The following is a 24,361-nucleotide window of genomic DNA, read 5'->3' on the forward strand; positions in this document are numbered from 1 at the left end:
GCTTTTTTGACTGTGCGAAAGCATGAACTAGTGCTATATTCTTGTGCACTTATCTTAATATCGTAATTAGACAGCTATATGTCTGATTATTATCGGAACAAACGAGACTCAGATGGACGATCAATCTTTAAAACAAGCCGCTTTGTATTACCATGAATTTCCAACCCCAGGAAAAATCAGTGTGACACCTAGCAAGCAGCTCGTTAACCAACGAGATTTAGCGCTTGCCTACTCACTTGGTGTTGCTGCGCCATGTTTGGAAATCGAACGTGACCCTTCTGCCGCTGCCAAATATACAGCGCGCGGTAATCTGGTTGCTGTCGTGAGTAATGGTACAGCCGTGCTTGGTTTGGGAAATATTGGTCCGCTCGCGTCTAAACCTGTAATGGAAGGTAAAGGCGTTCTGTTCAAGAAGTTCGCTGGTGTTGATGTATTTGATATCGAAATTGATGAAAATGATCCAGATAAGATCGTCGATATCGTTGCTGCATTAGAGCCAACTTTTGGTGGTATCAACTTAGAAGATATCAAGGCGCCAGAATGTTTCTACATCGAGAAGAAACTTCGCGAACGCATGAAAATTCCAGTGTTCCATGATGACCAACATGGAACCAGTATTATTGTCGGTTCAGCATTGCTCAATGCTTTGCAACTGGTAAATAAAAAAATTGACGAAATTAAAATCGTTGCATCAGGTGCCGGTGCAGCAGCACTTTCGTGCTTAGACTTGCTTTGCGCTTTAGGTGTGAATAAAGCCAATATCGTTGTTGCCGATTCTCGCGGTCTGCTCACGACATCACGTGAAGGTTTAGATGAATCGAAAAAGCGTTATGTACAAGACATTCAAGCAACACAATTGCATGAAGTCATGGCTGGTGCTGACATGTTCTTGGGTCTTTCAGCAGCAGGCATCTTAACCAAAGAAATGGTTAAGGAAATGGCTGAAAATCCAATTATTTTTGCACTTGCAAACCCAGATCCTGAAATTTTGCCTGAACATGCGCACGAAGTACGTCCAGATGCAATCATGGCAACGGGTCGTTCAGACTATCCAAACCAAGTGAACAACGCACTTTGCTTCCCTTATATCTTCCGTGGTGCACTTGATGTTGGCGCAACCACGATTAATGAAGAAATGAAGATTGCCTGTGTACATGCAATTGCACGCATGGCACATGTTGAAGCGGATGCTGCAACCTATGGTGAAAAATCTGCGTCATTTGGTCGCGACTATTTGATCCCTCGTCCACTTGATCAACGTTTGATTTTAGAAATTGCACCTGCTGTTGCAAAAGCAGCAATGGATTCTGGTGTTGCTACACGTCCGATCGAAGATTTTTCTGCGTATCGTCAACGTCTTTCTGAGTTTGTTTATAACTCAGCATTCTTGATGAAACCAATCTTCTCTCAAGCGAAAACAGACCCTAAACGTATTGCGTATGCTGAAGGTGAAGATCAGCGTGTATTACGTGCAGTTCAGATTGTGGTTGATGAAGGCTTAGCGAAACCAATTCTGATTGGTCGTACTGCTGTGATTGAAGACAATATCCGAAAGTTAGGTTTGCGTTTGCAACATGGCGTGAACATTGAGATTGTCGATCAGGAAAAGAATCCTTCGTATGATGATTTCTGGAAAGAATACCATCAAATCATGCAACGCAAAGGTGTAACAGTTGAATATGCGCAACGTGAAGCACGTCGCCGCTCAACACTCATCGCAGCGATGTTGGTTAAATTTGGCAAAGCCGATGGTATGTTGTGTGGTACTTACTCAAGCTATGATATTCATTTAGATTTCGTGAAAAACGTGATCGGCCTAAAAGAAGGTCGTAGCACGTTCTTCACGCTGAATGCATTAATGCTTGAAGATCGCAATTTATTTATTGCAGATACTTATGTAAATACTAATCCAACGGCTACTCAACTTGCTGAAATGACGATTTTAGCGGCTGAAGAAGTTCGCCGTTTTGGTATTACGCCGCGCGTAGCATTACTTTCTCACTCAAGCTTCGGTAGTGACCAAACGGATGCGAGCGCTCAAAAAATGCGTGAAGTCTATCGTCTACTTTCAGAGCAAGCACCTGAATTAGAAGTTGAAGGTGAAATGCATGGTGATGCGGCATTGGATGAAAATATTCGTCATTTTGCATTCCCGAACTCACGTTTCAAAGGTTCAGCAAACTTGTTGATTATGCCTAACCTAGATTCAGCGAACATTTCATTCAACTTGTTAAAAGCGACTTCTGGTAACAATGTGACGATTGGTCCTATTTTATTGGGTGCTGCAAAACCTGTTCATATTCTGACACCTACAGCAACGACTCGTCGTTTGGTGAATATGACCGCATTAACGGTTGCGGAAATTCAGCAAAGTCAAAACTAAGTTCACTTAGGCCCTGCTTTTCTTGAAAAGCTTCGCTTAACCCTTGAGAAAACCTCTATTCTGTAGCATGATTGTGTGAAGAATAGAGGTTTTTTCATGCAAGTTTATTTAGTAGGCGGTGCTGTCCGAGATCATTTACTCGGCCACCCCTATCACGAAAAAGATTATGTGGTGGTTGGAGCAACGCCCGAGCAATTACTCGCCGAAGGCTATCAACCGGTGGGAAAAGATTTCCCCGTATTTCTACATCCAATAACAAAAGAAGAATATGCACTTGCACGGACTGAACGTAAATCTGGTGTTGGTTATCACGGTTTTCAATTTTTTACCGATACCACAGTTAAGTTAGAAGAAGATCTGATCCGCCGTGATTTAACCATTAATGCGATGGCAATGGATGATGCAGGTACTATCTATGACCCCTATGGCGGACAGGACGATTTAGATCAAAAAATTCTACGCCATGTCTCAGACGCATTTACTGAAGATCCTCTGCGCGTACTTCGTGTAGCGCGTTTTGCTGCTCGTTATGCAAACTATGGCTTTAAAATCGCAGATGAAACCCTACAATTAATGCAGGAAATTGCCAAATCTGGTGAGCTTGATGCATTAACACCTGAACGTGTCTGGAAAGAAACTTCACGTGCATTACTGGAAGATCATGCTGATGTCTATTTTCAAACACTCAAAGATTGCAATGCATTGCAGATCCTATTTCCAGAGATTGATGCTCTTTTTGGTGTACCACAACGTCCTGAATACCACCCCGAAATTGATTGTGGTATCCATACCTTAATGGCGCTTAAACAGGCCTGTTTAGCGAAATATGCGTTAGATGTACGTTTTGCAGTATTGGTTCACGACCTTGGTAAAGCGCTCACGCCTGTGGATGAGCTACCACGCCATATCATGCATGAAGAACGTGGTCTCCGGCCTGTAACAGATCTGTGTGATCGTTTAAGAGTTCCAACGCATTTAAAGAGTCTGGCTTTGATCGTATGCAAAGAGCATTTAAAATGCCATCAGGTGAAAAATCTAAAGCCAGGTACCTTATGGCGTCTTTTACAACGTTTGGATGTGCTTCGCCGTCCAGAAAAGGTACAAGCCTTTGTACAAGCCTGTGAATGTGATGCCAAAGGTCGTTTAGGCTTAGAGCAACGCCCATATCCCCAAGCACAATACATGTTGGATGCGATGCAAATCGTCAGAAATATTCGTGCACAGGATTTACCTGAACATGTGACTGGTCCAGAAATTGGTGAAATGCTAATTCAGTATCGTATTGAAGCACTAGCCAAATTTAAAGAGCTGCACAATAACTGATTAATTTTTAAGTGAATTAAGTCTTTTTTGTACAGATTCGCTTATCTACATGCCAAAAAGATTATTAATCAAGCAAACGATTAATTTTATTTACTATTATTGTTGACGCATCCGCTTTTCATGCATAAAATGCGCATCAGATTCTCCAATAGCTCAGTCGGTAGAGCGACGGACTGTTAATCCGCAGGTCCCTGGTTCGAGCCCAGGTTGGAGAGCCAATCTACTATTCTCCCATAGCTCAGTCGGTAGAGCGACGGACTGTTAATCCGCAGGTCCCTGGTTCGAGCCCAGGTGGGAGAGCCAAGATTCTAAAAAGCCCTGATCATTGATCGGGGCTTTTTTATACGTACAAATTAATATTTAGTTTGATCGAAATACTATTATTACCACCCTTGACTCCAACCCACCAAAGAAATCATTCTTCTCAGCATTCGTTAAATTACTTACAATTGTTGAATGACGAACTGCTTGTCTCGTAGATAGATCAAAAATTCTATTCCCACTACTCTGAAGAACCTGTACAGAATCAATTGCGTTATTTCTTGATATATTAAATCTCACGATATTACTTAAATTTGCACTACCAGTAGGAACTTCCCATAAGCCCATTATTTCTTTATGAACTTTCTCTTCTATTGATTTACTTCTATCACTTTCTGTTAAAGCTGGATCATCCACCTGATTATCATTAATATAAAATTCGAAGGGTTGCTCGACTCTAACAGGATAATATTTACCATTTAACTGATACGGATAAAGACTAGATTTCTTAATTTCAGCCATCACCAAAGTATCTAACTCAACAATACCACTACTTTTCTTAATTTTTGATGCAACTACTTCCCCTTTCTCATTTACATATATCAAAATATTCAGATCCCTATCTTTACCTTGTAATAAAGAAGGATTAACTAATATTTGCGGTATTTTTTTCCATTTTAAGACATGACGATCAATATTAATAAATTCAATACTCTTAGCATGAATACCCTCTGCCCAAATGCACACATCATACAACTATTATTTTTGATAAAAATCTCATTTATAATTCTCAAAGTTGTTATTTTTATATCCCCAATTCGCTATCTCATTACGATGAGATAGCGACCTGAGCTGGCACACCGCTATGGAAACGGAACGTATCATCTGGACTTAAAATCAGATTTTTTTCCACTTCACGAATATGCGCGATGCGTTGCTGGATCGTCTCTTCTGGATCTTTAAGCTTCGCTGTTTTCGCAACATCCAAAGCTAAAGCCAGATAATCCTCAAAATGACGAGATTCAGACTTAAGCAAGTAGCGGTAGTAACGCCCCAGCTCATCGTCCACAATCGGTGCTAGCGCATAGAAACGCTCACACGAGCGTGCTTCGACAAATGCACCAATAATCATCACATCAATTAAAGCCTCAGGCTCATAAGTACGGATCTCTTTACGTAATCCACCTGCATAGCGCCCTGCACTCAAGCCCTTCCACTCTTGGCCACGTTTGTTCATGAATTCCAAAACCTGCTCATAATGCAGCATTTCTTCACGTACCAATTGCGCCAATTTCACCTGCAGGTCTGTAAAGAAACTATAGCGGAACATTAAGTTCATTGCTGTACTCGCCGCTTTTTTCTCACAGTTGGCATGGTCTTGCATTAATACATCAAGATTATTAACAGCTTCATCCAACCATGCCTGAGGAGTTGCACAACCTAAAAACGCGATGACAGGTTGCATTAACTCATCATAATTTACACTACTCATCAACTTATCTCGCAGCAGCCTGAATCGCTGCTTTCATATCTTTTACTGCTTGAGACAAACCCACAAATACACTGTCAGCAATAATTGAATGCCCGATGTTTAATTCATGAATTTGCGGTATTGCTGCAATCGCTGCAACGTTATTCAGATTCAAACCATGCCCAGCATTCACAACCAAACCTTTTGCCGCTGCATATTCAACTCCTTTGATAATGCGGGCTAATTCTGTTTGCTGTTGTGCATCCGTTTCCGCATCGGCATAAGCACCGGTGTGGATCTCAATGGTTGGTGCACCACATGCCACAGCAGCATCAATTTGCAATAAATCGGCATCGATAAACAAAGACACATCACTACCAATGGCTTTGAGCGCTTCAGTAGCAGCTTTAACTTTTTCAAAGTTCCCTACGACATCCAAGCCGCCTTCGGTTGTCACTTCTTGACGACGCTCAGGTACAAAGCACACATGTTGAGGCTGAATCTCTTTGGCAAATGCAACCATTTCATCTGTCACTGCCAATTCTAAATTCATACGTGTTTTTAATAATGGACGCATGCGACGCACATCATCATCTTGTATATGGCGGCGATCTTCACGTAAATGCAAAGTAATCCCCTCAGCACCTGCCTGTTCACAGACCAAAGCCGCCTGAACTGGATCAGGGTAAGTTGTACCACGTGCCTGTCTTAACGTCGCAACATGATCAATGTTTACACCCAAGATTGCAGCCATAAAAATATCCTATCGGTTTAGCCCTGAATAATTATTTTCAATACATCAGGAATATCAATTTTGTGTACTTTGAATCCAAAGTTGCCGGCTTTTCAGCGGCCGATCACCCAGCAAAGAGCTAATCATTTGACGGTATAGTTTACCCAATAATTGCAACTGTTCGTGAGAAAAATCCTGCCCATCTTCGTAACTTTGCATAGATGTAATCAACGCACCATCAAGTGTTGAACGCGAAGCTTGTGAAACGGGCAAAAAGCCATCATTGAGCTGAAATTGATAATGCTGAGTCACCTGAATGTCTTTTTGGCTCGCATCTACTGAGAAATCAATGGCATAACCAAGTTCTGGCAATAATACATGCTCAAATTGACGTAAAATTTGCCGAAGAAATAAAGCAGCTTGCTCGTGTGTCGCCAATTGCTGCAACAACACGAGAATCAACTGATATTGTTCAAATGTTTGCGGCATCATCTCTTCTAAAGGACATAGTCGCAATAGAATTTCATTTAAATAAAAACCAGCAAAAAATGCATCACCATGAAAGAACACAGGTTGATTCAGGATTTCTAATTTTGTGAAATTTTTAAGTTCTGATTTGCCTGTCGCTTGTAGACGAATTGGCTGATATTGAGGTGGTGGGACCTGTCTTAAAATCCCATCCACCCGACCATATTCTTGTGTAAACAAATGCACAATATGGCTTTTTTCACGATATTTACGATGATGAATCAAATAGCCGTGCAGGACTTCATTACGCATCATAAAACGATACTAGTCCTTCTTTTTCTCATCCTTTTCGTCATCATCGCCATCAGGAATGACTGCACCAACAACCGCAGCCGTCCCCTTAACAACACCTTTAGTGGTCTTATAAGCAACTTTCACAGGTACAGTCACAAGCTTATGAATACAGCCCTGCAACATAAAAATACATGTCACGATTGCGAGTACACGGATTGTTGTTTTCATACCTGTTTCCATTGTCTGCAAGACAGTTAAATATCGCTATAACCTAAGCTTTTAAGTGCACGTTCATCATCAGACCAACCACCTTTGACTTTCACCCAAAGCGTCAGCATGATTTTTTGCTCAAACATTTTTTCCATGTCTGCACGTGCATCCATACCAATACTTTTTAGCTTCGCGCCTTTATCGCCAATTACAATGGCTTTTTGACCTTGGCGCTCTACAAAAATGGTCGCATCAATATAAGTACAAGGTGGCTTCAAACGACCCGTTTTTTCATTTACTGCCGCTTCTTCAGTTTTGAATGATTCAATCTGAACCGTTAAATCGTACGGAAGCTCTTCACCCAACTGGCGCATAATTTTCTCACGAATGATTTCACTCGCAAGGAAACGCTCAGAACGATCAGTAATCTGATCTAATGAATATAAAGGTGGTTGATATGGCAGATATTTCTCGATGGTATCGCGCAAATGATCTAGATTTGCACCACGCAATGCTGAAACTGGAACAATTTCAGCAAAATTCATTAATTTGGCACGCTCTCGAATCAGCGGTAGAGCTTCATTTTTATTTTCAAAGGTATCTAGCTTATTGATCACTAAGATTACAGGCATATCTGCATTTTTAAGTTTTTCCAAAACTAATTCATCGTTTTGCGTCCACTTTTGTGCATCAACCACAAACAGAACCAAGTTCACATCACGCAATGCTGAGTGTGCAGCACGGTTCATCATCTTATTGATGGCACGTACTTCTTTTTTATGCATCCCTGGGGTATCTACGAATACAGCCTGTGATTTCTCACGTGAATCAATCCCCACGATCTTATGACGTGTGGTTTGTGGCTTACGTGAAGTAATCGATAGTTTTTGACCTAGGATGTGATTCATCAAAGTTGACTTCCCCACATTTGGGCGGCCAACGATTGCAACAAAACCGCTTTTAAAATCTGAAGGAATTATGCTTCCTTGAGAACTAAAAAATTGATCAACTACATTATTGCCATCTTGCTGTTCAGTTGCTTCTGGCTTATTTTCTTCTGAATGAGACATCAGGTTATTGCTCCAATAATTTTAAAATCTCTGCCGCTGCCGTTTGTTCGGCAAAACGACGACTTGAGCCCTCGCCTATAATTTTTGGCAATCCCGCTACATCACATTCCACTTTGAAATGTTGATTCGGGGCATCACCCTGAATATCTACAACCTCGTAAACTGGGAGAGGTTTTTTACGTGCTTGTAAATACTCTTGCAAACGTGATTTAGGGTCTTTCAGTTGATCTGTCGGTTCGATATGATCAAGATATGGTTCATACCATTTTAACACAATGCGTTCGAGCAAGTTGAGATCATTACTGTCTAAATAAATAGCACCAATAATCGCTTCAACCGTATCAGCCAAAATCGATTCACGGTGATGTCCACCTGATTTTAACTCGCCTGTGCTTAAAATTAATGACCGACTCAATTGTAAGTCATTTGCAATTTTCCCTAATGCTTCCTGTCGAACCAAAGTCGCACGCATACGTGTTAAGCGACCTTCATTTTCTAGGGGGTAGGCATTGTACAAATAATTTGCAACGATCATCCCTAATAATGCATCGCCTAGAAATTCTAGGCGTTCATAATTATGTTTATGGCTGACCGAGCGATGGGTCAAAGCCAGCTTTAACAAGTCAAACTGTTTAAACTGGTGACCTATTCGCCCTTGCAGCCGTGTATCATTGAGCTTGTTTTGCAGATTTTTGGTCAAAAGTCTTCTCAAAGGTCATCACTAAACTGATATTCAGCATGAAAGGCTTACGTATTTCATACTTCTTCATCACCACAAGATCATCTTTATAAGTCACTTGCGCAATATCTTTAAAATGTAGATCGCGAATCCCGTTCATATCAAAACGTTGATCCATCTGAGATGCAAACTTACTCGGTGTGATATTTGCAGGACTATCTTTTAATAGTCCCTCAATTTGAGTATTAATCAGCTTGTCATCCCAATATGCTGGCCAAATCGCAATTGCTGCTTTTACAGCAACTGCAAATAAGACCACCCCAAATAAAATTGCAATATACGAAGTCCCTTGTTGAGATTTACGCATCTGTCTATTTCCTATATATTTTTATTAGTCAATCTTACCATTTCGATTGAAACTTGGAAGATTAAAACCAGGTTCTTTATGCATCCATACATAAAAAGCACGACCTGTTAGGTTCGCTTCAGGTACAAAGCCCCAAAAACGGCTATCTGCACTTTGATCACGGTTATCACCCATTGCGAAATATTGACCTTTCGGTACAGTAACTTCCCAATCTTGACCATTGCTTTGGATAAACACATCATTTTCTTTGGCAACAAATGGAATCAGTGCTTCTGCACCTCTCAATTGTGCAAATTGGAATTGCTCAACTAGAGGATTACGCCCTTCCAAGTAACGAACCAAATGCTGATGTTCACCCAAGGTTTCTTTGAAATAAAGTGCTGTCGGTGTATCTTGCTGGTCTTTCTCACGCGAGTATTGTGTTTCTACCTTTGCGACTTGTTGACCATTGATCATCAATTGACCATTTCTGAATTGAACATGGTCGCCTGGCACACCCACCACACGTTTAATATAGCTAATCGTTGGTTGTGGTGGATAACGGAATACAATCACTTCACCCCGTTTTGGCTCACCTACATCAATGATTTTAGCGTTTACAATTGGTAAACGTACACCATAATCAAACTTATTCACCAAGATAAAATCACCTGTTTCTAAAGTCGGGACCATAGAATCTGATGGAATATTAAATGGTTCATATAAGAAAGAACGTAGCACCAGCACAACAGCTAACACAGGCCAAAAGTCATATGCCCAAGTAATGACAAAGTTCTCTTGATTACGCCCTCGTGTTGCACGCTGTTTCAATACCAACTTATCTAGTAACCACACCAAAAAGAAAATCAGTGTTGCAGGTACCAGAATCAAGTTAAAATCAAAATCCACAAACCCTCTCTTGCAGTTTAACTGCCTGTCGTTCGACTGGGTAAAACAAACGTTTCCCCAGCCTCATCTTGCTTTATCTATCAACTTTCAATACAGCTAAGAACGCTTCTTGTGGAATCTCAACACTTCCCACTTGCTTCATACGTTTCTTACCTTCTTTTTGTTTCGAAAGAAGTTTCTTCTTACGTGAAACGTCACCACCATAACATTTTGCCAATACGTTTTTACGCATCGCTTTTACAGTAGAACGTGCAATGATTTGCGCACCAATCGCTGCTTGAATCGCAACATCATACATTTGGCGAGGAATCAGATCTTTCATCTTTTCGACCAATGCAATACCACGATGACGTGCATCTTGACGGTGACAGATCATTGCCAAGGCATCAACCTTTTCGCTATTAATTAGAACATCAACCTTAACCAGTGCTGAACTCTCAAAACGAACGAAGTTATAATCTAGTGAAGCAAAACCACGCGAACATGATTTTAATTTATCAAAGAAATCCATGACCACTTCAGCCATAGGAATTTCAAAAGTGATTGATACTTGGTTACCCAAGAATTTCATATCTTTTTGAATACCACGACGTTCGATACATAAGGTCATGACATTGCCTAAATACTCTTGCGGTACAAGGATATGACATTCAGCAATCGGTTCACGCAGGTCTTCAACCGTTGAGCCATCTGGCATTTTTGAAGGGCTGTCGATATAAATGATATCGCCTTTCTTGGTTAAAGCTTCGTAAATAACAGTCGGTGCAGAACTGATCAAATCAAGATCATACTCACGCTCTAAACGCTCTTGTACGATTTCCATGTGTAGCATACCCAAGAAGCCACAACGGAAACCAAAACCTAACGCATCCGAACTCTCAGGTTCAAAGAATAAAGCAGAGTCATTGATCTGTAATTTTTGTAGTGCTTCACGGAACGGTTCAAAGTCACTTGAATCAATCGGGAACAGACCCGCATAAACCTGTGGTTTAACCTTCTTAAAACCCGGTAAAATTGTAACGTCTGGGGTATTCGAAAGTGTAATGGTATCGCCCACTGGCGCACCAAAAATATCTTTAATACCAGCAATAACGAAACCAACTTCACCCGCTTCAAGGATGTCAGTTTCTGTATGCTTTGGATTGAACACACCCACAGAAGTCACAGGATGTGTTTGGCCCGTTGATTTCACTAACATCTTGTCGCCCTTGCGGATACGACCTTGCTTGATACGAACAAGCGATACAACACCAAGGTAGTTATCGAACCATGAGTCGATAATTAAGGCTTGTAACGGTGCATCACGATCACCTTCTGGCGCAGGAATTACATCAACCAGACGCTCTAAAACACCTTCGACACCTAAACCAGTTTTTGCTGAACAGGTTGGTGCATCTGTCGCTTCAATCCCGATAATTTCTTCAATTTCGTGAATTACACGCTCAGGCTCAGCTTGAGGTAAATCAATCTTGTTGAGGATTGGTAAAACTTCTAAGCCCTGCTCGATTGCAGTATAGCAGTTTGCAACCGACTGTGCTTCGACACCTTGTGCTGCATCAACCACCAATAACGCACCTTCACAGGCAGCTAGAGAGCGCGATACCTCATAAGAAAAGTCAACGTGCCCTGGAGTATCAATGAAGTTCAATTGATATTCTTGACCATTTGGATGCGTGTAATACAAGGTTACCGATGCAGCTTTAATGGTAATCCCACGCTCACGCTCAAGCTCCATAGAGTCTAATACTTGAGCCTGCATCTCACGATCTTGTAAACCGCCGCACATTTGAATAAAACGGTCCGCCAAAGTCGACTTACCATGGTCAATATGAGCAATGATCGAGAAATTGCGTATATTTTTGATATCTACGGATTTTTTAGCTTGCGCCATGGGTTACCTTAACAAAATAGAACGCCCTATACTTTCAAAAAGTAGTGAGCCAAATGGTTTAATAAAATTGCCCGCGATTATAACAGAAGGTCGGTATGAAGACGAAAGAAATTTATGCCTAGACGTTTTATGCGGTATAGCATTAGGCCCAAATAGCTCAATATCAAAATAACGACAATCGAAATTGCAAGAAAGTTCGCCCCATTTCAACCACAGATGGAATTTGATGAAATTCTAATTTCTGTAATAGTCGTTGTGATTTAAGGTTTTGCTGCATGACTTGTGCATCTACATGGCGAATTTTCTGGTCAAACAACAACTCTGTTCGAATCAAATTTAGCATCGCTGTAATCGCCTCAAGCATATAACCATTTCCCCAATAATCTGGATGCAGGTCATAACCAATAATCGCACGATGATCACCCTCCTCCTCAAGAATACGATTAACACCGCAACCACCTATCATTTCACCTGTCTTTAAACGTATCGCATAACGAAAACCCGATGCTGAATGATAGCGATGATGCATCCGATGAATCAGTGCTTCCGCCTGTTCAATCTCAGAAAAAGCATCTAAATCATAAAATTCGAGTACTTGAGTATTTGAAAACATTTCGAGAATGAATGCAGTATCATCTAAATGTAGGCTATTTAAAATCAAACGTTCTGTTGCTAATGTCTTCAATGGTTGCATCAAATACACTCTCATCTGGCCGAAATTTAATGCTTTCTATTCAAAATAAGTCACACTAAAATCCATTGGATTTAAACTGGCTGCAATTGGCTGATAAGCTTGAGTAAAGCTTGGTGACATTCGCTTTGGTCGCCCTGAATCAATTTCAATACACGCCCATTTAGTATTACCAACAAATAAAATACTCTGATCTTTAGGTCGATAGAAAGCGTACTGACGGAACGAGTAAAGTGCATTAATATCATCTAGCCATGTCCGTAAGATGACTTCTTCACCTTCTAGCGCAGCCTTACGGTATTGAACATGATGTTCAACCGCAACCATAGCGTGTTTCAGTTCTAAATATTGTGCCAAACCTAAACCCAATGTTTCGATGTGCGCTGAAGCAACATCTTGCATCCACTGGATGTACATCACATTGTTCACATGACCCAATACATCGATATGCTTGGGCTGGACGTGTATTTTTAAATCAAAAATCGTACTCATAATTTTGTATACTTCATCTAACAATGTGCCGCTAGCTACACTAGTCTAAACACGAAAGTATTTCAAAATAAAAACCACCCTAATCTAGAGTGGTTTTAGCAACGTAAGCTTCATGCCATCATTAAGGTAAACGTAATCCAAGAATTGCACGTTGACCTTGGCGAATAATCGTTACACGTGCAACACTATTTTTTGGTAAGGCAGAAACAGTTTTTGCAAACTGTTGGCTATTGGTAATCGCTGTACCATTCACTTGTACAATCACATCACCCGCAACCAGATTTGATAATGACGCAGTGCCACCACGCTTCACATCTTGAATCAAGATACCACCACGCACATCTAAACGCGCTTGCTCAGCTGCAGTTAAATCACGGATACTCATGCCTAAACCACTGGTTGGGTTATTTTTTTCAGCATCAGCAGCGGTGTCATCTGGTGCAGTACCCAGAGTTGCAGAAATCGTACGTGTCTTATCATCACGTAGAATTTCCAGTTGAACTGTTTGATTCGGCGCGATACGGTTTAGTGAATAAAGTAAATCGCTGGTACGCGAGATTGGCGCGCCATTGGCTTTCAAAATCACATCACCTGATTTGAGGCCCGCTTTTTCAGCTGGAGACTTTGGTGCGACTTGAGTAATCAACGAACCTTCCGGTTTCGGTAACTTATAGGCCTCTGCCAAGTTCCGATCAATATCTTGCATCATAATACCAAGATAAGAACGGGTGACTTTACCTGTCGTCTTCAATTGTTGTACGACATCCATCGCCACATCAATTGGGATCGAGAATGATAAGCCCATATACCCCCCCGTACCACTGAAGATACGTGAGTTAACACCCACTACTTCACCACGTTGGTTAAACAATGGACCACCTGAGTTACCTGGGTTTAAAGCTGCATCAGTTTGAATAAATGGAACCGAAGTTTCCCCACTCATATTTCTTGATTTTGCACTGACAATCCCTGCCGAAGCGGAATAATCAAAACCAAATGGTGAACCAATCGCAAGTACAGGCTCACCTACTCGAAGTTGGTCTACATTACCAATTCTTAATTCTGGAAAATTATTGCCATTCACTTTAAGCAATGCAATATCTGTACGCTCATCACTTCCTACAAGCGTCGCATCCAATTCACGACGATCATTTAGGGTAATACTGATACGTGAAGCATCTGCAATTACATGACGGTTCGTGAGTAAGTAGCCATCTTTCCCGATAAAGAAGGCACTACCATATGCCGTTTTTTCTTGAGGTCCCTGCTGTTGCGGGATAATCACTTGGTTACCAAAAAAACGACGTAGAATTTCAGGGACTTGTTGCTGTAATAACTCTTCCTGAGTCATTTTTTTGACAACATTGACACTCACGACCGCAGGACTGACCTGCTCAACGAGATTTGAAAAATCTACTGGCGATGCAGCATTGACTTGAGATGCTGCTATCGTAAATACCGCAGCATACATTCCTTGTTGTAAATAGCGACTTTTCATGAAGCAAGAACCTACATACTGATAATTAAAATGAAATTTAGGTCTATATTTCTAGCACACACCCATCATTCTTTTCGTAAAAATATGTTTATATTTTCAATGCATACAACGATCTAGAAGGATGAAATGTGAATAAACTATGGAGAAACGCGTCATAATTTACCCGATAGAAATGGTTTTATCCTGAACAGCTTAACGATAGATTAAAACAATGTACTGAAACGTAATCATTTTCTGATTCATATAGATTAAGCAAAAAATAATCGGCAAATAAATTGCATTCGCTAAAAATTCACTCAATTCTAGGCAGATTAGCCCTTGCCTTTTTGATAAAAAAGCGGTGTCATTAGCGAACGTTTAAAACTGAAGCAGATTGACATGCCTGATTTAAAAACAATTCACCATTTTGATGTGATTATTGTGGGCAGTGGCGGTGCAGGTTTAAGTCTTGCACTCTCTTTACCAAGTCATTATAACATTGCAATTTTAGCTAAGGCTGCGCTGACAGAAGCCAGTACTTTCTATGCTCAAGGCGGTGTTGCTGCGGTATTAGACGAAACAGATTCTATTCAACAACATATTAATGACACTATGATTGCAGGCGGTCATCTTTGTGAGTTGGATGCCGTCAAACATACCGTCGAAGGCGGCAAACCTTCAGTTGATTTCTTACTCAAGCAAGGCGTTCAATTTACGCTAGATGATGATGAACAACTTCATCTCACTCGTGAGGGAGGTCATTCTCAACGTCGTATCATTCACTCTGCTGACGCAACAGGCAAAGCCATTTCAACTACATTGGTTGAACGTGCGAAAGAGCGAAAAAATATTACGATTTTTGAAAATTATATTGCGATTGATCTGATTACCCTACACAAGCTTGGGCATCAAAACCAAGCCAATCGTTCAATCGGTCTATATGCTTTAGATGAAGCTAATGAACAGGTTCATACTTTCCTAGCACCATTCACTGCACTTGCCTGTGGTGGTGCAATGAAAGCGTATCTCTACACGTCTAATCCTGATATTGCGACTGGTGATGGTATTGCCATGGCCTACCGTGCAGGTTGCCGTGTCGCCAATATGGAATTTAACCAATTCCACCCAACCTGTTTATATCACCCGAAAGCGCGCTCATTCTTGATCACTGAAGCGATGCGCGGTGAAGGTGCTTATTTGCGTCTACCAGATGGCGAACGTTTTATGCTGCGTTTTGATGAACGTGCTGAACTTGCCCCTCGTGATATTGTGGCGCGTACCATCGACCATGAAATCAAACGTTTAGGTATTCGCCATGTCTGGTTAGACATCACCCATAAATCACCTGAATTTATTACCGAACACTTCCCAACACTATATGCCCGTTTGCTTGAACTCGGTATTGATATCACCAAAGATATGATTCCTGTGGTTCCAGCAGCACATTACACCTGCGGTGGCGTGGTAGTGGATGAACATAGCCAAACTGATTTAGACGGTTTATATGCCATTGGTGAGACCTCTTATACAGGTCTACACGGCGCTAACCGTATGGCAAGTAACTCATTACTTGAATGTTTCGTTTATGGCATGAGTGCGGCTGAAGATATTGAACAAAAGTTTGATGCAGACTTTAAACTTCCAGAAGTTCCTTCTTGGGATGAAACGCAAGTGACAGATGCAGATGAAGATGTGGTGATCCTGCAAAACTGGGATGAGCTTCGTTCCACCATGTGGAACTATGTGGGTATTGTTCGTACCACCAAACGTTTACAGCGTGCCTTGCACCGTATTGAAATGCTGAAACGTGAAATCACTGAGTATTATCAGGATTATCGTGTTAGTAAGAATCTGATTGAATTGCGTAACCTAGTTCTGATTTCGGAAATGATTGTACGTTGTGCGATGGAGCGTAAGGAATCACGGGGTTTGCATTACACACTTGATTATCCTGAACTCTCGAATGAGATTCGCAAGACAGTGTTAACACCACCGAATTTTAAAGTGGAACAGCCATTGGTGAATGAGTGACTCTTTTAAGTTTTTGAGCTTTTCAAGACGACTTAAAGTTATTATTAGCTATAGCGGTAGGCGACATGGATGTCGCCAGTTGAGCTGCGGTATCAAGAATGTACCTTCAGCTCAACAAAGGATTTTTGTTACTTTTCATCCTTGAAAAGTAAGGCATAAGTAATAGAGTTCAAAGCATGATTTCAAACTTTTTCAACAATAAAGATTGAGAATACAGCTGTTTTTATTTCAAATACTGCAAAGCATCTTCAAACACAACATCCGCATTCTGTGTTGCATCTAAACGCTTCATCCGTTCAGGTTCTGCTTGCCATAAGGTCTCATAACCCGCACGCACCTTAGCAAAGAAACTTAATTTCTCTTGCTCAAAACGGTCTAATGCCCCACGCTCTCGCGCACGCGTCATGCCCAATTCAATTGGTGCATCTAACCAGAAGGTAATATTCGGCATTTTCGCCACAAAAGTTTGATTTAACAGTTGCAACTTTTCCTGACTTAAACCACGTCCAGAACACTGATAAGCAAAGCTGGCATCGGTAAAACGATCGCTCAGCACAATCTTGCCCGCCTCTAATGCAGGTAAAATCACTTGCTGTAAATGCTGTGCACGTGCTGCATAAATCAATAATAGCTCGGTATCATGACTCATTTGCTCTTCATGATTCACTGCTAATAATAAGGAGCGAATCTGTTCCGCCAGTGGTGTTCCACCCGGTTCACGAGTCAACACCACCTCTTTACCTTGCTGTTCAAAGTACTGATGAATTTTACGAATCAGCGTGGTTTTGCCTACACCTTCCGTCCCTTCAAAACTAATAAACATTATTCGCCCTGCTTTTTCTTTGAACGTAGCACAGTTAGATATTCTTGCACTGCACGATTATGGTCTTCTAAAGACGCGGTAAATTTATGCCCACCATTGCCCGTGGCAACAAAATAGATATTTTTAGCATCATCTGGATGCATCGCTGCTTCAATCGCTTTTTTACTTGGTAAAGCAATTGGTGTTGGTGGTAAACCATTAATGGTATAGGTGTTATAGGCAGTCGGCGTACGCAAATCATTACGGGTGATGTTGCCTTTATAGTTGTCACCCATGCCATAAATCACCGTTGGATCGGTTTGTAAGCGCATCCCTATTTTCAAACGACGTACAAATACACCTGAAACTTGTTCCAACTCACTGTCTAAACTGGTTTCTTTTTCAATAATTGAAGCCATAATTAAGGCTTCATACTTATCTTTATACGGTAAGTTCGGTGCTTTCTTGGCCCAAGCCTCATCCAACGATTTCATTTGACGGCGATATAAATCGGTTAAGATTTTCTTATCCGTCTCACCTTTGGCAAAGAAATAAGTATCAGGCGCAAATAAACCTTCTGGGTGTGTATACGGAATATTTAATTGCTTTAATAATTCACTATGCGGAAGATCAAGCAAAGTATTGGTGACATTCGGATCTTTTCTTAAACTCTGAATCAACTGCGAAAAAGTGGTTCCTTCAATCACTAAAATACGGTTCATCTGTGCATTGTCTGCATCAGACAACATATCCATGACCTGACGAATACTCATGCCTTCTGTAATTTCATAAACACCCGCTTTCATGGTGTCATGAATCATAAACTTCTGATACAGCTTTAAAACTATTGGAAAATTCACTTTATTTTCTTTGGCTAGACGATCAATAAATCGTGAATAGGTATCGCCAGAAGAAATCACTAAAAGCTGTTTTTTACTGTCTACAGGGTAATTTTTAAATAAACTTGACCATACAATGCCAATGATCACCAAGACAAAAACCAATATGGCAATGAATAAGGTTTTAAAAAAAGAAAATCTAGATTTCGGTTTCGCTTTGGGCTTTTTCTTACTTTTGCTGGAATTAGGCGGCTTTGGCATATTAATCAATCTGGCTAAGTTTTAAAGTTTCAAATAAATCAAGATAGGGTTGCTGCTCTAGGGCCCGATCATTAAATCGAACAACCGCTTTCATTGGATGTAACGCATTGCAAAAAAATAAACTCTGGATATGGCCAACCTCATTCATATCGATACACCGCTGCTCACATTTAATCTGATATTGCTGCATTCTCGACAAGATTCTGGCTCTCATCACACCGTGGACGCCATTATAACGAAGTTCAGGCGTAATCCATCGATCATTTATACGAATAAAACAATTACTGCTCACCCCTTCAACAATATAACCTTGTACATCACTGACGAGGGCTTCTAACCAACCGCGCTGATCAGCTTCTTGTTTTAGTAAGACCTGTTCTAATCTGTTCAGCGTTTTTAAACCCACTAAATGAGGCATATTCAAACCTAAAACATGATTTAACATGCCACTTTCAATCCACTCAGGCTGAAACGCCTGTGTCACTCTTGGGTAATACCACACATAAACATCAGCCGCATGTAAGGGAAGACTATAACCGCGATCGCCTTCACCACGGCTAACCACCACTTTTAAAGTGCCATTAAGACTAGAATATTGCTGTTGTAAATGCACAAGCGACTTTTCAATAAAGGATAGATCAGCATCCAGTTGCAAGGACTGGCAAGCCAGTTTTAAACGTGCAAAGTGCAGTTCTTTTAATTCAAAAATTCCGTGAAAAATACGTGCTGTAGTAAAGCAACCATCACCATAATGGAAAGCTCGGTCTAATAAAGGGATGGAATCAATTAATTGTCCATTTTTATAACACTGCATGATCTAAGCACCTACTCACTCGATAAGACCGCACCACCAAAAAGGAATAACCCTTTGATTTTAAATAAGTATAGCAATTAAAAGGTTGAATTAAAAATCTGTTATATATCAATAATTCAGCAAAGCTTATCTGTTTTATCTATTTCTATTTTTTTCATAACAAATTCGATTTTAATTATTTTTTTTGCAAAAAAACTGGCGTTATGCTGCGTACATATTCCAAACAGTGATTGAAGATCTGCTTATAACAGATCAATTTAAAGGGGTTTTCCATGCGTTTTTCTCAAGTTAAAGTCGGCGTCATTGCTGCATTACTCTCAGTTTCTTCATTCGCGGCACAAGAATTCCTAAATGTTTCTTATGACCCAACTCGTGAACTGTATACAGATTTCAATAAACAATTCGGTACATTCTGGAAACAGCGTACAGGTCAGGACATCGACTTTAAACAATCACACGGCGGTTCAGGTAAACAAGCCCGTGCCGTGATTGATGGCTTAAATGCAGATGTAGTAACGCTTGCACTTGCAGCAGATATCGATGAGATTGCTGAAAATGCAAAACTACTTCCTGCAGACTGGCAAAAGAAATTACCGAACAACTCTACGCCATATACCTCAACAATTGTATTTCTTGTTCGTAAAGGTAACCCAAAACAAATCAAAGATTGGGGTGATCTGGTTAAGCCAGGTGTAGAAATCATCACACCAAATCCAAAAACATCGGGTGGTGCACGTTGGAACTACTTAGGTGCTTGGGCTTGGGCGAAACATCAAAAAGGTGGTAACGACGCTAAAGCTCAAGAATTTGTTCGTCAAATTTATAAACAAACCAAAGTACTTGATTCAGGCGCACGTGGTGCAACTACAACCTTTGCTGAACGCGGTATTGGTGACGTATTACTGGCTTGGGAAAATGAAGCTTATCTTGCGGTACGTGAGCAACCAGGCAAATTCGAAATTGTCACACCTTCTCTTTCGATTCTTGCAGAACCCCCAGTTGCTGTCGTTGAAAAGAATGCTGAGAAAAAAGGCAATCTACAAATCGCTCGTGGTTACTTGAACTATCTGTATTCACCAGCAGGACAAGAAATCGCTGCACGTAACTTCTATCGTCCTCGTAATGCAGCAGTGTTAAAGAAATACAGCAACGTATTTAAACCACTTAAATTGGTGACGATTGACCAAGAGTTTGGTGGCTGGACTAAGGTGCAAAAAACTCACTTTGATAATGGCGGTATCTTCGACCAAATCGTCAAGATCAACAGCACAGGCAAATAAAAATCTCCCCTAACCCCTCTTTTGAAAGAGGGGAATTACACAGATTTTAGTTTAGTTACTAAATTCGTGTTACTCCTCCCTTTCTTAAAGGGAGGTTGGGAGGGATTCTAAGGGGATAAGGAGAATAGACATGATTCATACCGTAATTGTTCCAGGTGTAGGTGGTAGCGAAGCGCAACATTGGCAGTCTTGGTTACAACAGCAACTCGTGTCTAGCTCTCGCGTTCAACAAAAACACTGGGATCGTCCTGTATTAAGCGAATGGGTTGCTCAATTTGTTAAAACTGTTGTTGCAGCTCCAGCGCCTGTTCAAATCGTTGCCCATAGCTTTGGCTGCTTAACCAGTGTTGCTGCGCTTGTTGAGCACCCAGAACTCAGAGCAAAAGTTAAAAATCTGATTTTGGTTGCACCCGCAAACCCAGCACGTTTTGGTGAAGCAGGCTTTGCGCGTCATAGCTTGACTGACTATAAACAGTATTTTCAGCAGCTCAAAATCGAAGTGCCGACCACGTTATTGATTAGTGAAAATGACCCTTGGTTAGGTTATGTCGATGCATTGCAACTCGCACAAGCATGGAAATTAACACCAATCAATTTAGGTCCAGTTGGTCATATCAATGTTGCTTCTGGATTTGGTCCTTTCCCAGAGATCCTGAACTACCTGCTGCCTGAAAAAAAGATGCAGCCTATCGTCCGAATGAGTCAGGCAAATTTTAATTTGAAATTTGCCTGACCCCAGCTTTCCGTAATTTTAGTATTCGCATTCTTTATTTGCTTGCTTTAGCAAACATTTCTCTTTGAGGAAATATCATGTCGCAGCGTTCCCGAGTGCTGCCTGGGTTTGGTCTCTCATTAGGCTTCACCCTCGCTTACGTGTCTTTGATTGTACTTATTCCTTTATCTGCTGTATTTATCAAATCTTTAGGGATTGGGTGGGATGGCTTATGGGAAATCTTAACCTCAGAACGAATTTTAAAATCCTTACAGCTTAGCTTTAGTGCTGCATTGATTGCGGCTTTAGTTAACGTTATTTTTGGTTTGTTATTGGCTTGGTGTCTGGTCCGTTATAACTTCCCAGGCAAACGCATTGTCGATGCATTAGTAGACTTGCCCTTTGCGCTACCAACTGCTGTTGCAGGTATTGCATTAACTTCTCTATATGCCCCAACAGGCTGGATTGGACAATACCTTTCCCCGCTTGGAATTGAAGTGGCTTATACCCCGATTGGTATCACACTTGCTTTAATCTTTATTGGTCTTCCCTTCGTGGTTCGTACCGTACAACCTGTACTCAGTGACATTGAAACCGAATTGGAAGAGGCAGCTTCAGCGCTAGGAGCGAATCGTTGGCAAACCATTACTAAAATCATTTTGCCGATTTTATTCCCTGCCTTGCTGACAGGTTTTGCCTTAGCATTTGCACGTGGTGTTGGTGAGTATGGCTCTGTTATTTTTATTGCAGGAAACCAACCTTATAAAACAGAAATTGCACCGCTGATGATCATCTCTCGCTTAGAGGAATATGATTACGCAGGTGCAACCACCATCGCTGTGGTCATGCTCGTCCTCTCTTTTGGCATCTTATTTTTAATTAACTTGGTGCAAGCATGGGCTAGCCGTCGTACAGGGAGAGTTGCACAATGAGTTTAAATACCAATGGCAATACTTTAGCACTCAAATTACAAGCCAGAGATGCAACCCGTGAACCAACTTGGGTTCGCTACACTTTGATTGGTGTTGCACTGATCTTTTTCCTGAGCTGCTTAATCCTACCGCTGATTTTGGTTTTTGTTGAAGCATTTAAACAAGGTCTTACCGTTTATATCAATGCTTTAACCGATTCAGATACTTTGTCAGCCGTCAAACTGACCTTACTCACTGCCGCGATTGCAGTTCCAATTAATGTGGTGTTTGGTGTTGCAGCAGCATGGGCGGTTGCAAAATTCCAGTTCCGAGGGAAAGCCATCTTAACCACCATTATTGATATGCCTTTTTCGGTATCACCAGTAATTGCAGGTTTAATGTTGGTGCTGATTTTCGGTACACAAGGTTGGATGGGCAGTTGGTTAATGGATCACGACATCAAAATCTTGTATGCCGTCCCTGCGATTGTATTAGCCACCATTTTTATTACTGTTCCATTCGTTGCTCGTGAATTAATCCCTTTAATGGAAGCACAAGGGACTGAGGAAGAAGAAGCAGCAATTGTACTGGGTGCTTCAGGTTGGCAAACCTTCTGGAGAGTGACTTTACCGAATATCAAATGGGGTCTGATTTACGGCGTGATTCTGTGTAATGCCCGTGCAATGGGTGAGTTCGGTGCGGTATCCGTGGTTTCAGGTCATATTCGCGGTCAAACCAATACCTTACCGTTACACGTCGAGATTCTTTATAACGAATATACCTTTAGTGCTGCATTTGCTGTGTCCTCATTACTGGCATTTTTAGCGATCATCACTTTGATTTTGAAAACATGGCTAGAAATACGTCAAGAGCAAGCAAATAAACATCAGCCGAATCACTAAGGAATAAACACATGAGTATTCAAGTTAAAAATATTGAAAAACACTTTGGTGCATTCCATGCGCTGAAAAATATCTCTTTAGACTTTCCTGAAGGTGAATTGGTTGCCCTACTTGGCCCTTCAGGCTGCGGAAAAACAACCTTATTACGCATCATTGCAGGCTTAGAATCTGCAGATGGTGGTCAGGTTTTACTTGAAGGTGAAGATGCAACGGACATCCATGTACGTGAGCGTCAGGTTGGTTTTGTATTTCAACACTATGCCCTATTCCGCCACATGACTGTTTTTGACAATATTGCCTTTGGTTTACGCGTTCGCCCACGTGCAACACGTCCTTCAGAAGCTGAAATCAAAAAACGTGTAACGCGCTTATTGGATTTGGTACAACTTGGTTTCTTAGCGGATCGTTACCCTGCCCAACTTTCTGGTGGTCAGCGCCAACGTATCGCACTCGCTAGAGCCTTAGCGGTTGAACCACGCGTTTTATTACTCGATGAGCCATTTGGCGCATTGGATGCCAAAGTACGTAAAGAACTACGCCGCTGGTTACGTACCTTACATGATGAATTACATATCACTTCGATCTTCGTGACACACGATCAGGAAGAAGCTTTAGAAGTGGCTGACCAAATCATCGTGATGAACAAAGGTGACGTCGAACAGATTGGTTCACCACGTGAAGTGTATGAAAAACCTGCAACCCCATTTGTTTTTGATTTCCTTGGTCAAGCAAATCGTTTTGAAGGTGAGCATACTGGCGGTATTATCCGTATCGGCGATGATCGTATTCAGCTACCAACACTATTAGATGCGCCACAAGGGAAAGTCATTGCATTTGCACGACCAAATGAATTACATATTCATACCCAACCTCAAACCAATACCATTGAGGCAACGTTCTTACGTGAAGTGTGGATTGCAGGTAGAGTTGTGGCGGAATTACAAGATCGTAGTGGACGTACTATCGAAATTTTATTAAGTGTAGAAGAGGCGAACTTACATCAATTCAAACCAAATCAAACCGTTTGGATCAGTGCAGCTCAACTTCATTTATTCGCAGATCAAACAACGCAAGTTGCTTAAAATAATATTGATGGGGTAAAACACGCCCC

At 41.2% G+C, this 24,361-nt stretch carries 24 protein-coding genes and 2 tRNA genes; 10 read left to right on the forward strand and 16 right to left on the reverse strand.

Annotated elements, in window-relative coordinates:
* Positions 1-112: 112 nt before the first annotated feature.
* From F896_RS07010 to F896_RS06995, 4 genes are all read left to right on the forward strand, one after another.
* Positions 113-2,383: an NADP-dependent malic enzyme gene (locus F896_RS07010; protein ID WP_016164217.1), complete on the forward strand. Its 2,271-nt coding sequence runs from the start codon at positions 113-115 to the stop codon at positions 2,381-2,383.
* 96 nt (positions 2,384-2,479) lie between these two features.
* Entirely contained in the window at positions 2,480-3,706 is a 1,227-nt protein-coding gene (locus tag F896_RS07005; RefSeq protein WP_016164218.1) for a multifunctional CCA addition/repair protein, read from the forward strand.
* A 142-nt stretch (positions 3,707-3,848) separates the two neighbouring features.
* Positions 3,849-3,924 (forward strand) — tRNA-Asn (locus F896_RS07000).
* A gap of 9 nt (positions 3,925-3,933) precedes the next feature.
* Positions 3,934-4,009: transfer RNA gene (locus F896_RS06995), tRNA-Asn, on the forward strand.
* A 57-nt stretch (positions 4,010-4,066) separates the two neighbouring features.
* Here F896_RS06995 and F896_RS06990 read toward each other — a convergent pair.
* The 13 genes from F896_RS06990 to F896_RS06930 all read right to left on the reverse strand — a co-directional run bounded on the left by F896_RS06990 (position 4,067) and on the right by F896_RS06930 (position 14,719).
* Positions 4,067-4,714, reverse strand: a complete 648-nt coding sequence (locus F896_RS06990; RefSeq protein ID WP_016164219.1) for an energy transducer TonB family protein — start codon at positions 4,712-4,714, stop codon at positions 4,067-4,069.
* Positions 4,715-4,796: 82 nt separating this feature from the next.
* Positions 4,797-5,459 (reverse strand): MiaE family protein, encoded by a 663-nt coding sequence (locus tag F896_RS06985; RefSeq protein ID WP_016164220.1) that lies wholly within the window; start codon positions 5,457-5,459, stop codon positions 4,797-4,799.
* A gap of 4 nt (positions 5,460-5,463) precedes the next feature.
* Complete coding sequence (gene pdxJ, locus F896_RS06980; RefSeq protein ID WP_016164221.1) at positions 5,464-6,192, reverse strand: pyridoxine 5'-phosphate synthase; 729 nt, start codon at positions 6,190-6,192, stop codon at positions 5,464-5,466.
* 54 nt (positions 6,193-6,246) lie between these two features.
* Positions 6,247-6,954 (reverse strand): DNA repair protein RecO, encoded by a 708-nt coding sequence (gene recO, locus F896_RS06975; RefSeq protein WP_016164222.1) that lies wholly within the window; start codon positions 6,952-6,954, stop codon positions 6,247-6,249.
* A gap of 9 nt (positions 6,955-6,963) precedes the next feature.
* The gene (locus F896_RS06970; protein WP_016164223.1) at positions 6,964-7,161 is read right to left on the reverse strand and encodes an NF038104 family lipoprotein; all 198 of its coding nucleotides are present in this window, start codon (positions 7,159-7,161) and stop codon (positions 6,964-6,966) included.
* 26 nt (positions 7,162-7,187) lie between these two features.
* Positions 7,188-8,213, reverse strand: coding sequence for a GTPase Era (gene era / locus F896_RS06965; protein ID WP_016164224.1), 1,026 nt, complete (start codon positions 8,211-8,213; stop codon positions 7,188-7,190).
* 4 nt (positions 8,214-8,217) lie between these two features.
* Positions 8,218-8,913 (reverse strand): ribonuclease III, encoded by a 696-nt coding sequence (gene rnc / locus F896_RS06960; protein ID WP_004805889.1) that lies wholly within the window; start codon positions 8,911-8,913, stop codon positions 8,218-8,220.
* Positions 8,882-9,259, reverse strand: coding sequence for a DUF4845 domain-containing protein (locus F896_RS06955; RefSeq protein WP_004654518.1), 378 nt, complete (start codon positions 9,257-9,259; stop codon positions 8,882-8,884). The genes rnc and F896_RS06955 overlap by 32 nt, the downstream gene beginning before the upstream one ends.
* 24 nt (positions 9,260-9,283) lie before the next feature.
* Entirely contained in the window at positions 9,284-10,147 is an 864-nt protein-coding gene (lepB, locus tag F896_RS06950; RefSeq protein WP_016164225.1) for a signal peptidase I, read from the reverse strand.
* 73 nt (positions 10,148-10,220) lie between these two features.
* Positions 10,221-12,038 carry a translation elongation factor 4 gene (lepA, locus tag F896_RS06945; protein ID WP_016164226.1) on the reverse strand — a complete coding sequence of 606 codons (1,818 nt, stop codon included), beginning with the start codon at positions 12,036-12,038 and terminating at the stop codon, positions 10,221-10,223.
* A 163-nt stretch (positions 12,039-12,201) separates the two neighbouring features.
* Complete coding sequence (locus tag F896_RS06940; RefSeq protein WP_016164227.1) at positions 12,202-12,732, reverse strand: GNAT family N-acetyltransferase; 531 nt, start codon at positions 12,730-12,732, stop codon at positions 12,202-12,204.
* Between the two features lie 36 nt (positions 12,733-12,768).
* Complete coding sequence (locus F896_RS06935) at positions 12,769-13,221, reverse strand: acyl-CoA thioesterase (protein WP_016164228.1); 453 nt, start codon at positions 13,219-13,221, stop codon at positions 12,769-12,771.
* Between the two features lie 121 nt (positions 13,222-13,342).
* On the reverse strand, positions 13,343-14,719 hold the full coding sequence (locus F896_RS06930) for a Do family serine endopeptidase (protein ID WP_004805748.1): 1,377 nt from the start codon (positions 14,717-14,719) through the stop codon (positions 13,343-13,345).
* Between the two features lie 372 nt (positions 14,720-15,091).
* On the opposite strand from F896_RS06930, the gene nadB reads away from it, so the two are divergent.
* Positions 15,092-16,729, forward strand: coding sequence for an L-aspartate oxidase (nadB, locus tag F896_RS06925; protein ID WP_171069693.1), 1,638 nt, complete (start codon positions 15,092-15,094; stop codon positions 16,727-16,729).
* Positions 16,730-16,952: 223 nt separating this feature from the next.
* On the opposite strand, the gene tmk is transcribed toward nadB, so the two are convergent.
* Genes tmk through pabC form a run of 3 tightly spaced genes read right to left on the reverse strand, consistent with a single transcriptional unit; the run spans position 16,953 to position 19,445 of the window.
* Entirely contained in the window at positions 16,953-17,552 is a 600-nt protein-coding gene (gene tmk, locus F896_RS06920; RefSeq protein WP_016164230.1) for a dTMP kinase, read from the reverse strand.
* A complete protein-coding gene (gene mltG, locus F896_RS06915; RefSeq protein ID WP_016164231.1) occupies positions 17,552-18,631 on the reverse strand; it encodes an endolytic transglycosylase MltG in 1,080 nt (359 codons plus the stop codon). The genes tmk and mltG overlap by 1 nt, the downstream gene beginning before the upstream one ends.
* Position 18,632: 1 nt before the next feature.
* Positions 18,633-19,445 (reverse strand): aminodeoxychorismate lyase, encoded by an 813-nt coding sequence (gene pabC, locus F896_RS06910; protein WP_016164232.1) that lies wholly within the window; start codon positions 19,443-19,445, stop codon positions 18,633-18,635.
* Between the two features lie 272 nt (positions 19,446-19,717).
* On the opposite strand from pabC, the gene F896_RS06905 reads away from it, so the two are divergent.
* The 5 genes from F896_RS06905 (at position 19,718) to F896_RS06885 (ending at position 24,332) form a co-directional block, all read left to right on the forward strand.
* Positions 19,718-20,725, forward strand: coding sequence for a sulfate ABC transporter substrate-binding protein (locus F896_RS06905; protein WP_004654537.1), 1,008 nt, complete (start codon positions 19,718-19,720; stop codon positions 20,723-20,725).
* 130 nt (positions 20,726-20,855) lie between these two features.
* Positions 20,856-21,458: an RBBP9/YdeN family alpha/beta hydrolase gene (locus F896_RS06900; RefSeq protein WP_016164233.1), complete on the forward strand. Its 603-nt coding sequence runs from the start codon at positions 20,856-20,858 to the stop codon at positions 21,456-21,458.
* Positions 21,459-21,535: 77 nt separating this feature from the next.
* Complete coding sequence (gene cysT, locus F896_RS06895) at positions 21,536-22,369, forward strand: sulfate ABC transporter permease subunit CysT (RefSeq protein WP_016164234.1); 834 nt, start codon at positions 21,536-21,538, stop codon at positions 22,367-22,369.
* Positions 22,366-23,250, forward strand: coding sequence for a sulfate ABC transporter permease subunit CysW (gene cysW, locus F896_RS06890; protein ID WP_016164235.1), 885 nt, complete (start codon positions 22,366-22,368; stop codon positions 23,248-23,250). The genes cysT and cysW overlap by 4 nt, the downstream gene beginning before the upstream one ends.
* A gap of 11 nt (positions 23,251-23,261) precedes the next feature.
* On the forward strand, positions 23,262-24,332 hold the full coding sequence (locus F896_RS06885) for a sulfate/molybdate ABC transporter ATP-binding protein (protein WP_016164236.1): 1,071 nt from the start codon (positions 23,262-23,264) through the stop codon (positions 24,330-24,332).
* Positions 24,333-24,361 lie beyond the last annotated feature (29 nt).

Source organism: Acinetobacter genomosp. 15BJ, assembly GCF_000400715.1.
Classification (GTDB): Bacteria; Pseudomonadota; Gammaproteobacteria; order Pseudomonadales; family Moraxellaceae; genus Acinetobacter.